Raw genomic sequence first — 15,110 nt, 5'->3', positions numbered from 1 at the left:
GTAGGCATCAACTAGTTTATAGGTTCTGAGGGTCTGACGGTCTAACTGACCGCGTTCTTCAAATTCAATGCAGTGTTTAAATTAGTTTAGGAAAGATAATGACTTATTTAATACAGGACTCGTATTTGATTTTTGAACAAAACTGAGTACAACTTTATTCCTTGTTTTCTGTTCCCCGTTCCCTGTTCCCTGTTCCCTCTCCTACGAGTGATTCAGGAATCAAATCAGATTCCTATACATACGCATTATTTATGGCATTATAAAATCCAAAGGTGAACAAACCTGTATTTAAAAGAAATATGAAATTGAGGTAATGGTGTGAGTACATTTCTGTCTGGTGTGGCTGTATTCCTCTCTACTGTGGCTTTAATATGTGGTGGCTATGCAGCTTACGAAGTTTTCACACTGCGACAAACGCTAAATACCACCAACATTAGCACGGGGGTTAGTCCTGCTGTTGTTCCAACCTCTGTCGCAAAATCAATTTCTCCAGAACCCACAGCATCGCCAGAAAAAACAACACCAGCATCTGTCGCTATCTCAGTACTTCAGCCTGGTCAATTTGTGCAGCCTGCGTTTGGAAATAAGGCAGAAGTTGAGTTACTTTCAGCAAAAAGGATTAAAGATCCAGAAACCGGAAACCGTGATGTGGTGAATGTGCAGATGCGTATCCGTCGCCAAGCTACAGATGGAGTTGGTGGTGGCGATATTATATCGGTTGCTAGTACAACAGCTCGTAATCCTGAAACCAGTGAAACCTACAAAGCAATTGCTTTAAATCGCTCAACAGGAAGTGTTTCTTTGCCCCTGCTACGTCCAAAGGCGTCAGCAGATGCCTATGTCTGGATCAGGGTTCCTGATGGTGTCAAGAACCTGGACATTTTTGTACCAGATACAGCTGCGTTTAAAAATGTACCAATTTCTAACTAAACTTCTACCTGGATAATACTGTGATCGCAAATTTCACCAACTTGTTATCAAACCGTTGAATACCCTATCCATCAGACGCAGGATTTTACTCACCACCCGAAAGCCAAAGTTGCCAATAGACAATTTTCGGGCAAAAGGGTGAATAATTGTCATGTGCCGTCTTGATCCCAAGCGTTTGTATCTGTTTTGGAAATATTCATCTTCGGTAAGGTTCCACTTTTGGCGTAAGTGTTTGAGACTTGCCAATTCCCAGCGATCGCTCCACCGCAGCATATAGTAATGTAGGTCTGTCCACTCTAGTGGTGGCCCTGGTACATAAGTGACGAGAGATTTCGGTTCGAGGTAGACTGTACCGCCAGCCTCAGCTACCAACATGCACAAATCGACATGTTCTTTGGTGGAAAGCAGCGCTTCATCTAAAAAACCAATTTGCTGAAATATTTCTGTACGTACCAACATACAGTGAAATTCTGCTAACCCCGTTTTCTGCTGTTGTAGCTGGGGTTGCACATCTGCTACTCGCCGACCTTGATAATATATCTTCTCAATAATCCGCCGTCTGTGCGTTTCTACCTTAACTCCGGTTTCGCCTCCTGCACAATGTACTTCTTGATGTAGAGGTGTACCCTGACACAGAAGAGGACTGACTACGGTTGCTTCTGTTGCTTGCGTACAGTCTACCAATGGCTTGAGCCAATCTGGAGTTACAACTACGTCGTTATCTAGGAAAACAACATATTGGCTGGTAACTTGTCGCAGTCCTATATTTCTAGCGCAGTTTGGAGACAAGTAACGATCGCTGCGAATCAGTTGAAATTGCTTTTGTTCTGCTTGTTCTGTTAAATAATCTCTGATGTGAGGAGGTGAATTGCCATCTACATAAATTAAATTAAATGGATAATTTGTATGCTCGTAGATGCTTTCTAAAGATGCGCGGGTATAGCTAAAACGCTCTCGTGGAACAACAACAATTGTAACTTTGGGTTCTGCGATCGCTGATAAATTCATCTCTCTATTAATATCCTTGAGAATTCAACCTTCTGGTTTCAGCTAAAGCTGGTTCTAGTAGCGGTAAATTGTGACTACTTACTCGTTGATAAATTTGTATCAATTCATCGTTAAGCTTATTAATATCGTAGTGTGCTTCTACATAAGCACGGCCTGCTTGACCCATCTTTGACCACATTTCTGGATGCTTGATTAGATAAGTTAATTTTTCGGCGATCGCATCAACATCCCGTTCTGGAACCAGAAAACCAGAAATTCCATTTTCTACCAGTTCAGGAATACCACCATGTAGCGTACTGATGACTGGTAAACCCATAGCCATTGCTTCTTTTAAAGTGTTGACAGGAGCATCTTGATTACCATCACGAGTTGTGACACTAGGAGCAATAAAAATATGGGATTTATCAAGAATTTCAATAATTTCTGGCTGATTTCTCCATCCCAAAAGCTTTATTTGACCAGCAACATTTAATTTTTCAATTAATTGCTGTAACTCTACTTGCAAATAACCATCACCAATGATGTTATATTCGATATTCGGGTAACTTTTTATTACCTCAGCAACAGCACGAATGCTGTATTCTATGCCTTTCTTTTCTATTAGGCGACAAGTTGTAGTAACGTAAATTTTCTCATTTGCACCCGGAGGAAGCCTTAATTTAAATTGAAATTGGCTACAATCTATTCCTGAACCATGTACAACAATTTTTTGTTCATCACAACCCAGTTGAATAGCTTTTTTTTGAAAGTATTTACAATTTGCTAAGAAGAAATCTCCCTTCTTAAAGAGTTCGTCATAAATCTGTTCCCCATTTTCATGAACAAACCAAGTAATATCATAGCCTCGAAACGAAGTAATCAATTTTCCTTTAATAGCGCCGATATCACGCCAAATCATAGCTTCACGAGCAAATGTACCAAACTGACAATGGATAATATCGTAGGATTTAGATTCTAATAAAGGTATGACTGAGTAAAATAATCTTAAAGAAGCTGCCCATCTGCCATATTTGAAAAAATTAAGCGATCGCAGTAAGACTAAAGGATTTTTATGGAAATTATTAATTAGTAATTTGATAGCTTTCGACAGCCGTGAAAAGTGATTTGGAGGTATATGTGGTTGATAAAAAGTCCGATTCATCAACTGATACTTCTTCACATTTGGATGTACTTTAGAAGTATTAGCTGGTTGATAGGCGTAAATCTCAACTTCATGACCCCGGTCAATCGCACCTATAATTTGATTAAGAATAAATGTTTCTGACAACACGGGAAAATATCCAACTACAAAGGCTATTTTCATGATTAAATTGCCAAGATTAGCTTACTATATGAAACTTGGATCAATTGTTTTAGGGCTAGGCAGTGCCTAAATTAGGCTGTGTATTTATTTTTATATGGTCGCAATGAATTTTAATATATCTTTATGCGGAATTCAACAAAAAAAATTTGAATAAAAATTGACTTTTTGACATTAGTATTTTAGAAAAATATTTATAGGACTTACGCAAAAACCCTCTGAAATCCTCTTTCCTTCGTGTCCTTCGTGCCCTTTGCGGTTCGTTTTTTCATAATTTTGCGTAAGTCCTAATTTAGTTAAAAATAATACATCATATTAGACTCCTATGTGATTTTTGAACAAATTCCGTATATTTCAACTTCGCTTGTTCCCCTTCCCCTTTTCCTACCTCTACGAGTGATTTCTCCGAATCAAATCGGATTGCTATAGATGTTTTTGTATTTGTTTGTAGCCGTAAAACAGAAGATTAATATCAAGCTGCTTTTCTCGCTTTCAAGTATAAAAAAGCCCTCACTTTTATAGCGAGAGCTTAGTGTTTATTGATACTTTCTGAAGAAACTAATCAAAAATAATTTACGTTTAATGTGAATTAAATCTTGAAACCATTATAATTTAGTTGCTCATCAAAAAATTATGATTTTGGGCTAGTCTAGAACCTTTGTAAGATAAGCTGTTAGGCGCTAAAAGTGCATGATTATGCATTGTGGCTGTCAGTCCAAAGCAACTTTTGACCGTTGAATCTTAACCACCGAAACTGCGAAAATGTGCAATTTAAATGCGCCTTAGCTTAAGAAACGTTACTAATTCACATAAGGCGTAATTTAGAAATAAGTAAAAAGGTAAAAACCTTACTTATAAAATAGCTTCCTGGCATAAATCATATTAGAGGATACCAACCGCTTTAGCAGCAGTGGGGCAAAGAGGGTACAAGAATCCTGACTAAATGCATTATTTTTCCCTTAATCACCCCTAAAAGCTAATTTATACTTATAATCCTCTATCTGCCGCTAATTTACGTAATTTTTGGACTAATTCTTTCCCACTTCCCAGTTTATGTTTCGTCCCTAAGTCAATTAGTTCGCGTTCGATTTGTTGCCTATCGATAGCATCTCCATCTAAGTAAAACCCAAACACTATATCTACCATTGCATCTGTGTTTTGGTTAGTTAAGCGTATCAAATTTTCTATCATCGGGTATCTCCAAAAATAGTGGTAACAAGCCTGGAGTAGGAAAAACAGCATAATCACATGTATAATTCTCCCAGACTTCTGCTATTCTTCCCGTGATTTTACTTAAAATAACAAAGTATGTGTTAAGAAAAATTTTGATACTTAAATGCTTAAATAGCCTTTAGTTTTTTCACAAAAAAAACCGTAGCTGGCGACTACGGTTTTATTGAGCGAACTGACTCTAACTTGCTGTGAGAAGATGGAAGTATTACAACGTGAGCAACTCCGGCGTTGTCTAATCCTTTGAAAACATAGTCTACTGGCTCTGGTTGCATATGTCATTACTTAGGTAAGTTAATTAGGCTAGTTAGATATTTATCTAAGCCACCGTAAAATTTTGTATAACAGGCAGTCTTAACAAAGCTTGTTTAGGCAGTTTAACCGTAATAACACAGTAAAATTGATAATTTAAAACACCTCACTATAATGTGAGTAGTGTTAGTCACCTCAATTATCACTACGAGTGTATCGGAAAATTCAGTAAGCTTATGTAATATTTCTTTAAACTTACTTAGCTTAATTTTGGAACAAGAACATCAAATTGCTTTTAGGCAATATAAAACCCTGAGTCACCTCAGGGCAGGCTAAAAAGTAATATACCAGCGATAATTATTATCAATTTGCTGGTGCTAGTGTGGTTTCGTCCATTGGATAGATTTGGTTATCTATCAGAAGACATAAATATTTCAATATTAGTTATATAGCGACAAGTATTTATACTAAAAATTTGGGGTATCGATAGATGGCTATGAGATTATATTTGCTAGTTAGCAAATATAATCTCTAAATCTTTTTAATTAATGCTTTAGGTAGATATTCGATCTGTCTGCAAATTCTAAACTCATGTTTGGTAGGACACTTATGTAACGACTCACACGAATTTATCCCCATATATTGATGTGGGGATTTTATTTTTTAGTTAGCCGTTAATTACTATAAATCTGCTTTTCAGTTTCTATCTATAGTACAAAATAACTCTAAAATATTTTTGGCAAACTTGTTAATAAATAAAGTTAGTAATTTTAAGTAAAATTTAATTAAAAATTAACCCTAACTTAACGAGTTATGTGTAAATAAATTAGAATCCTCTAGATTAAGAAAATTTGCGATCGCCTCAAAAGTTTGGTCTGCGCTTTGAGCAGTAAACATTGGACCATTAGCTAAATATATGTCATTTTCAGAGTCCAACCTGAAAACGATATTGTAACTGCTGGAACTGTCAACTGTAAACGTATCGATATCAAGTCCTACGATTTCTGATAGTTTAGCTTCCATAACGTCTTTACTGAATACTCCTTGACGTTCAATAGTAACTTTGTTCAGTTTTTTATCTAAAATACAAATTATTGTGCCATTTATCGCTATATAGATAATACAGACAAACCCAGATAAAATCAAAAAAAGCCCTAGGGGATAAGTCCATAAACGGCTATCTTCATGAATAGACAATTGAGATACTTGCGACCCCTGAATAATTGTGGTTATTTGTGCTGCTAATCTTTTCTTTTGTGTACTATCTGCATTGATCAAATCTATAGAAAATGAGCCAGACTTTGTTAAGAGCAATAAAGGATAACTACCCCATGCATCAGTAGTCTTTGTATCTAGCTTTGCACCTTGTAAGTCTTGAATATCCCAACTTTTAGATTGGGATTTCAAAAAACCTTTAGTAACTAATTGACAACTTCCTTGTGTAGGTGTCGAGCGGTTACAAGTAAGAGTAGTTGCTCTGCTTAGCGATGTTACCAAAAAAATACCTCCAGCTATGAAGATGCTCCCAAAAAACCAATACAGCAAGCCTCTTGGTTTGAGGCTCAAGCTTAACAAAGTTGGAGTTTGCTGTAAAATGTTTAATCTCATCTTGCATGTTAAGAAAGTTGGCGTCAGTCAGATGTGGGCGCTCGTTTAGAACGTTTCTGACTCGTGAGCAAGAGCGAATCCTGTGGGTAACAGCTTAGTTAGTATGTACTTAAGAGTGACACAGCAAGGAGTTTCGGGGAAGGGAAGCACTAGTTCAACCGCCAGAGTGATAAACTTTCAAGAACCCGTAGCTAGCAAGTAATATTTTCTCACCCCAGCGCGATCGCAGCGCAATGATATTACATTGATTGATTGACGAAATCAAGCAAATATGCTCTTACATTAATAACAAACGAATATTAGGCTCAACATATTAACTTTATATATTGTCCAGCAAAGATGAGTTCAGGATAATTGCTAGAGCATTTTGGGATCTTTAATTAGCAATTAATAACAATTAAATACATCATTTTGTTAATACTTTGAATTTCAATTTGATCGAGTACATAATTTAAGCCTCAAAAGCGAGCATAAATACAGATTATTTTCATTCAGAATTCTGGCTTCTGAATTCTACTGAGAAAATTTTTTGCTTATGCAAATATATTGTGTTGGCTTTGAGATCAAGAAATTAAAAAAATACTAAATTATGGTGAATATTCCTCAATTAATTAGTTTAAATGTGTCAACTGCAAACTGGCGATCGCAATCCGGAGATCTCAGCGCGGCTCACTCTGATTTTGAATCGGTGCATATTTTATTGAGACGCTTTTTATGCGATCGCCATTCAGAAACTCCACCAATTTCACCTCCTCTTTGCCTTTCCTAAACCATAATTCTATGACTGAATCAATTTATAGAGCGACTAGTGAAACCTCAACAAACTCCACCATATTTACAAGTATGCTCGAACAAGTTTGTGAAGAAACAGAGTGGGAGTATGGCGAAGTTTGGCTTCCTAAAACAGACACAATTTTGGAGCTAGATCCTGCTTGGTACATTAGCTCACAAGTGAGGACCAATCGGCAAGTTGCCTGGGCGCAGTTCCGGTATTGTAGTGAAAACTTTATCTTGCATTTAGGTGAAGGATTGCCTGGACGAGTTTGGGAAACTCAAACTTCGGAGTGGATTGCCGATGTCTCTACTCAACCAGAATCCTATTTTTTACGGAATCAAATTGCTAAAGCTTTTGGAGCCAAAGCAGGTTTTGGAATGCTTGTAAGCGAGCGAAATGTCCAAGCTATATTTGTATTTTTTATGTCTAAAATTCAAAAACGAGATATGGAATTGATCGCAACAACCACGACGATACTTAAAGATTTTAGGTAAATTGTAGAGAAAGAATTAGAAAACTTGAGGTTTTAATATAAAAGCTTCTATCCCCTATTAGTAAATAAAGATTCGGCTCTACAGAAAATCTGTCTTTCAATAAAGATTGAATGCTCTAAATACAAAATTGATTAATATTCATCTGCCAAAGGCAGATCTGAGTGAAGCCAGGCTTACTGTTAGATAGGTATTGTAATAATTTTAAAGATGACATTGAAGAACTCATAGATTTGAAATTAACCTAAAAAATCGAATATTTAATTTAGCCAATTTTTTCATTAACAAATTATGCTGCACTATCGTTTTCCAGACACTATAGTTGGTTCCAATAATAATATAAAAACCCAACTGAATATACCCAAAATTATTCTTGATAGTGATTTTGGTGGAGATGATTTCTTGAGCTTCTTGTGGCTCCTTAGCTTGGTGAAACAGGGACTTGCGGAACTTATTGCTGTCACTGCTGCGGATCTTAATGTCACCGCAAGCCGCAAGTTTTCTGTTGCCACTAAGATTTTAAGATTATTTGGGTTTCAACACATTGAAGTGGGTCAGAGTGTTGCTGTGATCAGAAAAGCTGTGGAAGATACTGCTCAGATTAATGAAGTAGATAGAGTAGAGCATTTATCGTATACTTTGCCTCCTACTGCTTCTTTCTGTGAGGAATCGCCTTACTCTGATGAGATTATCATCAACAAGTTAAATGCAGATCCAGGAGAAATTACGTTGGTAGCAATTGGTCCTTTAATTAACCTTGCTGCTGCCGAAACGAAACATCCTGGTATCCTCAAAAAAGCTAAAGAACTTTTCGTCTTAGCAGAAGCTTTTCAGTGCCTGAAAAATCCGATTGCTCACACTAATAGCAATAGTTGGTTTAATCCAGAAACCTCTCAAATTGTCTTTGATAGCCGTGATGATATTATGCTTCTGTAGAAGAAATACAGCAACTTTAAATATTAAAAGATATCTCATCAAAGGCATGGCAATTACAGCGATCGCATCAGTAGCCAGTTTTATCAATAATTAGTCTCAACTCCAGCCATGAGACGCATCTATAGACGGCAAACGCCTAGATAAATAAACACTAGATTTGGGTTTTATAAATGATGATTCAGTCAGCTTATTTTTTATCAAGGTGCATGGAAACAATGGATGCAGATGAAATTATCCAATATTATGCAAAAAAAGAACGAAATTTTCAAAGCCTCGATCTGAGTCGAGTTAACTTGAGCGGAGTTGACCTGAGTGATGCTGATTTTAGCCATGCAAATCTCAATAGTGCAGATTTAAGCCAAGCAAACTTAAGCGGCGTAAATCTCATTTGGACCGATCTTAACCGCTCAAACTTAAGTCAGGCAAAATTAAGCCAGGGTTTGCTGTCATACAGCAGTTTTTGTTGGGCTAATTTACAAGAAGCTAACTTAACCGGAGCTAATTTGAGCAATGCACGACTAAATCATGCTAATCTTGCATCTGCTTGTCTAAAAAATGCTAACTTAACAGAAGCTTCTTTGGAGTTTGCTTGCATCACACAAGCAAACTTGGAAAGAGCCAATTTATTCAAAGCCAGTTTGACAGGTGCCAATTTAACAAGTGCCAGTTTCAATGATGCTAATCTCAGCCGAACTAATTGGGAGGGTGCAATTTTGAGCAATAGTTTATTGCGACGAGTTGATCTCGAAGAAAGCAAGCTCAACGAAACCATTTTGAAAAAAGTTGACTTAACCCAAGCTGATTTAGTTAAGGCTGATTTGCGTTACGCAGATTTGACAGAAGCAATCTTAAGCAAAGTTGCCCTAGAGTTAGCAATTATAAGTTACGCTGACTTGAGTCGTGCCAATCTAGAACTAGCTTCCTTGTTTCAAGCCAATCTAGAGGGAGCAATCCTTCATAATACAAATTTAGTTGCAACAGATTTAAGACACGCTAACTTCAGAAATGCCCAATTTCAAAATGTAGATTTCTCAGGTTCTCGTGTCAAAGGCGCAGATTTTACCGATGCTCAAGGGTTAACTAATGAGCAAAAAAACTGGCTGAGAGCGAATGGTGCATTAAATATTTCTACATAGCAAATTGCGATATTGATGAGAAACATTGAAGAAATTGTTGAATTCGCAATCAATTTAGTTTCTGACAAAACAGGTCAGTCATTCAGCTATATTCACAAGGTAATTCTACGAGAATCGCTACTAGAAACCAAGAAGACTTACGCTCAAATTGCTCAAGAAAATAACTATTCAGAAAACTATATTAAGTTTTGTGTTGCCCCAAGAGTGTGGCAACTGCTCTCAACTGTAGTTAACGAAAAAGTTAATAAAACTAATTGTCGGGCGCTGTTAGAACAATACATTAAACAATCAACAGCATTAAAAAATCTGGTTGAACCACAAAATAATAATAAAAATAATAATTTAACTGTCCAAGAATCTCCAGAAGGACAAGTTCCTCTAGCTTCTGCTTTATATATTGAACGTCCTCCAATTGAAGAAACTTGTTATCGAGAAATTCTGCAAGCTAGTTCACTTATTTGCATCAAAGCACCCCGCAGGATGGGAAAAACATCCTTGATTGCGCGAATTCTAGACTATGGAACTCAACACAATTACCGCACAGTTCGCCTCAGTTTAAATCTGGCTGGAACGGCTGTTCTTACATCTATTGATCGCTTCTTGCGCTGGTTCTGTACTAATGTGACTCAGCAGTTAGGTCTAGAATCTCATCTAAATGAGTACTGGGATGAAGATATGGGAGCTTTGATCAACAGTACAATTTATTTTCAGGCATATTTGCTGCCAACAATCGATGGTCCCATTGTCTTAGCATTAGATAGCGTCAGTCAACTATTTGAATACCCCAATCTTGCCCGGGATTTTCTGGCTCTACTTCGTTCTTGGTATGAGGAAAGCAAAGATATTTCAGTCTGGCAAAAATTGAGGATGATTATCTCTCACTCTACAGAAATTTATATTCCTCTCCCTTCAAATCGCTCCCCCTTCAATGTAGGATTGACAGTAGAATTGCCGCCATTCAATCGAGAACAGGTAAAAGATTTAGCTCAGCGTCACGAACTGCAAATTAACGCTGCTGAATTAGAGCAGTTAATGAATCTTACAGAAGGTTTTCCTTACCTCGTAAGGCTAGCAATGTACCAGAGTGTGCGTTCTGAAACTGCTCTGAATGCATTACTAAAAGATGCAACAACAGATACTGGCATCTATAGCCAACATCTTCAATATCAGTTATGGCACCTCCAGCAAGATCCAAAACTAATAGAGTCTTTTCAACAGGTGCTGATAGCTCCAACTAAGTTAGATATTGAAGTAGCATCCAAGCTCAAAAGTTTAGGATTGGTGCAAGTTGTCAATAATCAGGCAACGGTTAGCTGTGGATTATACCAAAAGTTCTTTAGTATCCAGGTGCTGAATTAATTCAGCCGCTACGCAGCTATGAAGGCTATTCCTTTTCTCTTATAAGAGAATAAGAAAGCTATATTAAATCTCTGTAACAAGCAGAATAACTTACTCCCACCAAAGGCTAAATTGGAAACAAAATCAGCCGACATAAGGAGTTATCATGAGTCATCAAAGGCCTGTTTTTTTAATTCCTCAATCTCAGCAAGCAAGGATGCTCAATTGGATTGCGATCGCAGGGCTAGTTGCATTGTTTGGAATTGCCATTCATGGATGGTTTGCATTACCAGAGACTATACCTATCCATTTTGGAATTGATGGAAAAGCCAACGGCTGGGGTAGTAAAAATTTTCTCTGGCTGTTGCCGATTGTAGGGTTAATAATTTATGGGATGCTGACATTTATCAACCGCTACCCCCATACCTTTAATTATGCAGTGCGAATTACCGAAGAAAATGCACTGCGGCAGTATCAAATTGCCTGCTCAATGCTCAATTGGTTGAAAACTGAAATAATTTTGCTGTTTGCTTACATTGAGTGGCAAATGTTTAATTTAGCAACCATAGAAAACCCTAACTTAGGAATATGGGTCCTTCCTGTATACTTGATTGTTATCTTTGGGACGAGCGCATATTGGTTGAGTCAATCGTTTCTGGCTCGTTAATAAAGGATACGCTCAACGGAAAAAATATGTAATATTTATACATATCGGCTATTTTATTTTTTAGCAGTTTCTACCTCTCTTGTATCTTCACTTATAGCAGTTGTGCTATTCATTTGTTCTCGCAAAACTGCAATTTGTGAAACCATAATTGCTTCTATCGTAGTAGTTGCCATTGCTCCCATCCAACGAATCATTGATGATAGAAACAGTTCTTTGAGATAGGCGAAAGAAAAGCCATCTGTGATCACAACTATCTGGCTGACAGTCTCTGGTGACATACGCATGGCAGTTTTTAGCTGCTCGTTCCATAGTGTGATGTAAGCTTGTCGTACCGAGTTATCTGGCAATTCAAAATGATACTTGCGGTCAAAGCGGCTAGGGCGATCGCGAATAGCCGGATCTAAACGTTCGGGATGATTAGTACTAGCAATGGTAACAATCCCCTCATTAGCAGCGAAGCCATCCAGTTCATTGAGAAAGAAAGAACGATTTTCATCAGTCAATAGAGAATCTAAATCCTCTAGTACTAAAATACAAGGAGCAGACTGTCTTGCTTGTTTGAACACTTTCCGAATATTTTCACTATCAGTATCATATTCAGACTGAAAACTTTTAACATACAAGCAAGGCTGTTGCATTTGATTAATTAATGCTTTGACTGTATGAGTTTTGCCATTTCCTGGAGAACCGATGAACAAAATGCCTCTTTTCCAAGGAACACCATAAGCTGCATAGATTTCTTGAGAAGCAAAGAACTTTGTTAGATCATCTTTAATATCTTGTTTAAGATTGCCATGCAAAATTAGGTTATCAAATGTTGCATTTTTAATAGATTGGAAAAGGTCGGGATTCTTTGCCCAGTAACCATCTTCAAAAACTAAAACCTCGTCGCGAATTTCTGAATTCCAATCACAAACGGCAATAAAAAAATTTTCTACTAATTCTTTACTATCAGCCAAAATCCAGTAATATCTGGTTTTACAATAGCCTTCCTGCCAACTCATTAAGAGGATATCAAGTTTCTGCCCTTGCCATTGCACCTCAAATTCTGCATTTTCGGTATATTTATACAGATGATTTTCCATCCCATCCCAGCCAGTTAAAATCTGGTTATGATTTGAGGAATTATATTGAATGTGGCAAAGGTCAGCTTCAGCATACTTCTCTAAATTAAATGTAGAATCATTACCTTCTAAAAGTACTTTTTTAGGGTAAATCGCTGCTAATTCTTGACTAATATGATAGGCGATCGCATTATTAGGCAGACTCAGCGCTGCTGTAATCAGTTGTTGGATTTTCATCCTGATTTAGCTACTTTATTAACTATGTTATGAGCAACTATACAACACCCGTTATAAATTTCGGAACGGCAAGTAAAAATTGATGATTACTCTACCAGATAAAATATTAGGGTATATATTAAGTAAGTCGGTGCAAATAATCATCACTGGTTTGTAGTTGCGCTTTAGCGCTAAAGCGCAACTACGAGCAAAATTCAGAGATTTTACTTTTCGTTACATAGTTTGGTTTTTTCTAGCCGACTTACTTACTAACTTTTTCAAAATATAAATATCAGGTGGGCATTGCCCACCCTACATATTAATTTTTTCTTGTAAAGAATTAGTTTAGACATATTTTTGAGTAAATTCATAAATCAAATCTACTCTTCCTTTACGTAACATCGCTGGATCTAATCTTTCTGTAGTATTACAAGTCATCAATACAACTAAACGCTGCTTCATTTGCAGTCCAGACTCGTCAATTATACTTTGGTACAAAGTTCCATCTAACAAACTGAGAATGTGTTCGGTTTTATTGTTATATTGTGCTACTTCGTAAGCACGATTTTGAGCTAAGTTATCAGCTTCATTAATAATGATGCAAATTTGTTCTAAATAAGTTGGGGGTACAAAGTTAGTAATTGCATCATGATCTAAGATGAAAATTACGTAGCCTAAAGGTACTAAAATTTCTTTTGCTACTGCTTGTGTCCATGCAGTTTTACCTGTACCTGGCTCTCCATGTACAACAACCGCTAACTGATGTTGATTGAGAATTGCTTGCTGTACTGTGTCTGTAAAGCTTTGAATATCTGCTGGGAACGTCCGAATGGGAAATTGGCTATGAACCTTACCCACACGACTTTGATAACCGCTTAACATTACTGCTAAGTCATAAGTAGCTTTGTTGATCAGCGGTGCCATATTTCTGGACATCAAAGTATATTGTCGCCGCCCGCGATCGTAGGGGTCAATTTGTAACCAAATATCGTATTTGGACCAGTAAGCATAAACAGTATTAATGACATCTATACGTTCCCAATTGACAAACTTATCTACTGGAAAATAAAAATCACGTTCTGAATAATATTGAGTAATGATGTCTGGACGATCTAATAGTTTCAAAACTCGCAATACAGTAATTTCTTGCAACCGATTCAGCACGTAATCAATAGGAATACTATTGCGGCTGACAAATTGCATGATTGGTGTTTCTGTAGTTAAAACTTCCTTGTAGCGATTATCTGGTGTCAGGGGTTCTGGTGTGATGAAATTCCAATATTTTTGCAGTTCTCCCCGGGTATAATCTGAAGCTACATTTAATAAATTCGCCCACCAGCTATAATCTCTTCTACCTAAAGCATCGGCATAATAACTTACTAAATTAATACTTTTTTGGGTTAACTCCTGAGTATCATGAAATAGAATTTGCCCGAAAAATCCCCAATCAAAGTCGCGTTGGAATGGCCGCCAACCGCTACTCAGTAAGTTTTGGCGGTTGTTATTTGCAGAATTGCCTTCGTTATTTCTAAAATCATCAAAAACCATATCTTTATTAGTGCAGTGGTAGTTGAGTTATTTGATACTGACGTAATATATGCTAAAAAGTTTTTTGTATTAACATCTAGCCGCCCAGCAGTTGCTAGTGCAATTAAGATAATTCTATATAATCCTTTTACCAACGGCATTCTCGCAGAGTAAGCAGAAAGAAATCAGTTAATTTTACAAGCTTTTCAACCTTTTTCAACTGCATAGTTATTTCTACCATGCTGCGCTGGACTACATATATCTATATATAACTTGTTGCGATGATTTAAATTATCAAAAATTTTTACAGGACAATCAGTGGTTAAAGCTTGGGATTCACCTCTATCTAATTGAGAGGGAGATTAAAAACGTATCTAAAATTTAATAATTGGCGAATATTTGTATTACATTATAATACAAAAATTCCAGATATGTCAAGTCGTTACAAGTCGTAGGCGGCACTAGTTTCTGTCTGCTGATTGAGTATTCGCTGTCTATTGATAAAAATCTGAAAATACGCTGATGCGTATACCAGTTGCACTATTAGGGAAGTTACCTAAAGCCACTTCCTAAGAGACCATTTATAAAGTAAATATTAAGTAGGGTGTGTTACGGCTATGCAAGGATTTGGG

13 protein-coding genes are annotated in these 15,110 nt (G+C 36.9%); 7 read left to right on the top strand and 6 right to left on the bottom strand.

Annotation, left to right across the window (positions count from 1 at the left end; translation table 11 throughout):
• The first annotated feature begins 318 nt into the window (after positions 1 to 318).
• The gene (locus BV372_RS31605) at positions 319 to 930 is read left to right on the top strand and encodes a hypothetical protein (protein WP_086690986.1); all 612 of its coding nucleotides are present in this window, start codon (positions 319 to 321) and stop codon (positions 928 to 930) included.
• A gap of 33 nt (positions 931 to 963) precedes the next feature.
• On the opposite strand, the gene BV372_RS31600 is transcribed toward BV372_RS31605, so the two are convergent.
• The 4 genes from BV372_RS31600 to BV372_RS31585 form a co-directional block, all read right to left on the bottom strand.
• Positions 964 to 1,938 carry a glycosyltransferase family 2 protein gene (locus BV372_RS31600; RefSeq protein WP_086690984.1) on the bottom strand — a complete coding sequence of 325 codons (975 nt, stop codon included), beginning with the start codon at positions 1,936 to 1,938 and terminating at the stop codon, positions 964 to 966.
• Positions 1,939 to 1,945: 7 nt separating this feature from the next.
• Positions 1,946 to 3,241, bottom strand: coding sequence for a glycosyltransferase (locus BV372_RS31595; protein WP_086690982.1), 1,296 nt, complete (start codon positions 3,239 to 3,241; stop codon positions 1,946 to 1,948).
• 984 nt (positions 3,242 to 4,225) lie between these two features.
• Positions 4,226 to 4,480, bottom strand: a complete 255-nt coding sequence (locus tag BV372_RS31590) for a hypothetical protein (RefSeq protein ID WP_256973572.1) — start codon at positions 4,478 to 4,480, stop codon at positions 4,226 to 4,228.
• 1,038 nt (positions 4,481 to 5,518) lie between these two features.
• Entirely contained in the window at positions 5,519 to 6,127 is a 609-nt protein-coding gene (locus tag BV372_RS31585) for a hypothetical protein (RefSeq protein ID WP_143845416.1), read from the bottom strand.
• Between the two features lie 790 nt (positions 6,128 to 6,917).
• On the opposite strand from BV372_RS31585, the gene BV372_RS35660 reads away from it, so the two are divergent.
• The 6 genes from BV372_RS35660 (at position 6,918) to BV372_RS31560 (ending at position 11,671) form a co-directional block, all read left to right on the top strand.
• Positions 6,918 to 7,097 (top strand): hypothetical protein, encoded by a 180-nt coding sequence (locus BV372_RS35660; protein WP_143845414.1) that lies wholly within the window; start codon positions 6,918 to 6,920, stop codon positions 7,095 to 7,097.
• Positions 7,098 to 7,108: 11 nt separating this feature from the next.
• Complete coding sequence (locus tag BV372_RS31580) at positions 7,109 to 7,597, top strand: GAF domain-containing protein (protein ID WP_143845413.1); 489 nt, start codon at positions 7,109 to 7,111, stop codon at positions 7,595 to 7,597.
• A 288-nt stretch (positions 7,598 to 7,885) separates the two neighbouring features.
• Entirely contained in the window at positions 7,886 to 8,530 is a 645-nt protein-coding gene (locus BV372_RS31575; RefSeq protein WP_086690975.1) for a nucleoside hydrolase, read from the top strand.
• Positions 8,531 to 8,700: 170 nt separating this feature from the next.
• The gene (locus BV372_RS31570) at positions 8,701 to 9,666 is read left to right on the top strand and encodes a pentapeptide repeat-containing protein (protein ID WP_256973571.1); all 966 of its coding nucleotides are present in this window, start codon (positions 8,701 to 8,703) and stop codon (positions 9,664 to 9,666) included.
• Positions 9,667 to 9,681: 15 nt separating this feature from the next.
• Positions 9,682 to 11,025: an AAA-like domain-containing protein gene (locus tag BV372_RS31565; RefSeq protein WP_086690972.1), complete on the top strand. Its 1,344-nt coding sequence runs from the start codon at positions 9,682 to 9,684 to the stop codon at positions 11,023 to 11,025.
• A 145-nt stretch (positions 11,026 to 11,170) separates the two neighbouring features.
• Positions 11,171 to 11,671: a DUF1648 domain-containing protein gene (locus BV372_RS31560; RefSeq protein ID WP_086690970.1), complete on the top strand. Its 501-nt coding sequence runs from the start codon at positions 11,171 to 11,173 to the stop codon at positions 11,669 to 11,671.
• Between the two features lie 53 nt (positions 11,672 to 11,724).
• Here the strand turns inward: BV372_RS31560 and BV372_RS31555 are convergent, their stop codons facing one another.
• Together BV372_RS31555 and BV372_RS31550 are read right to left on the bottom strand one after the other, a co-directional pair.
• Positions 11,725 to 12,972: an ATP-binding protein gene (locus tag BV372_RS31555; protein ID WP_086690968.1), complete on the bottom strand. Its 1,248-nt coding sequence runs from the start codon at positions 12,970 to 12,972 to the stop codon at positions 11,725 to 11,727.
• A gap of 324 nt (positions 12,973 to 13,296) precedes the next feature.
• Positions 13,297 to 14,499, bottom strand: coding sequence for an AAA family ATPase (locus tag BV372_RS31550; RefSeq protein WP_086690966.1), 1,203 nt, complete (start codon positions 14,497 to 14,499; stop codon positions 13,297 to 13,299).
• Positions 14,500 to 15,110: the final 611 nt, after the last annotated feature.

Source organism: Nostoc sp. T09 (assembly GCF_002154695.1).
Classification (GTDB): Bacteria; Cyanobacteriota; Cyanobacteriia; order Cyanobacteriales; family Nostocaceae; genus Aulosira.
This window is presented reverse-complemented; position numbering and strand designations above follow the sequence as displayed.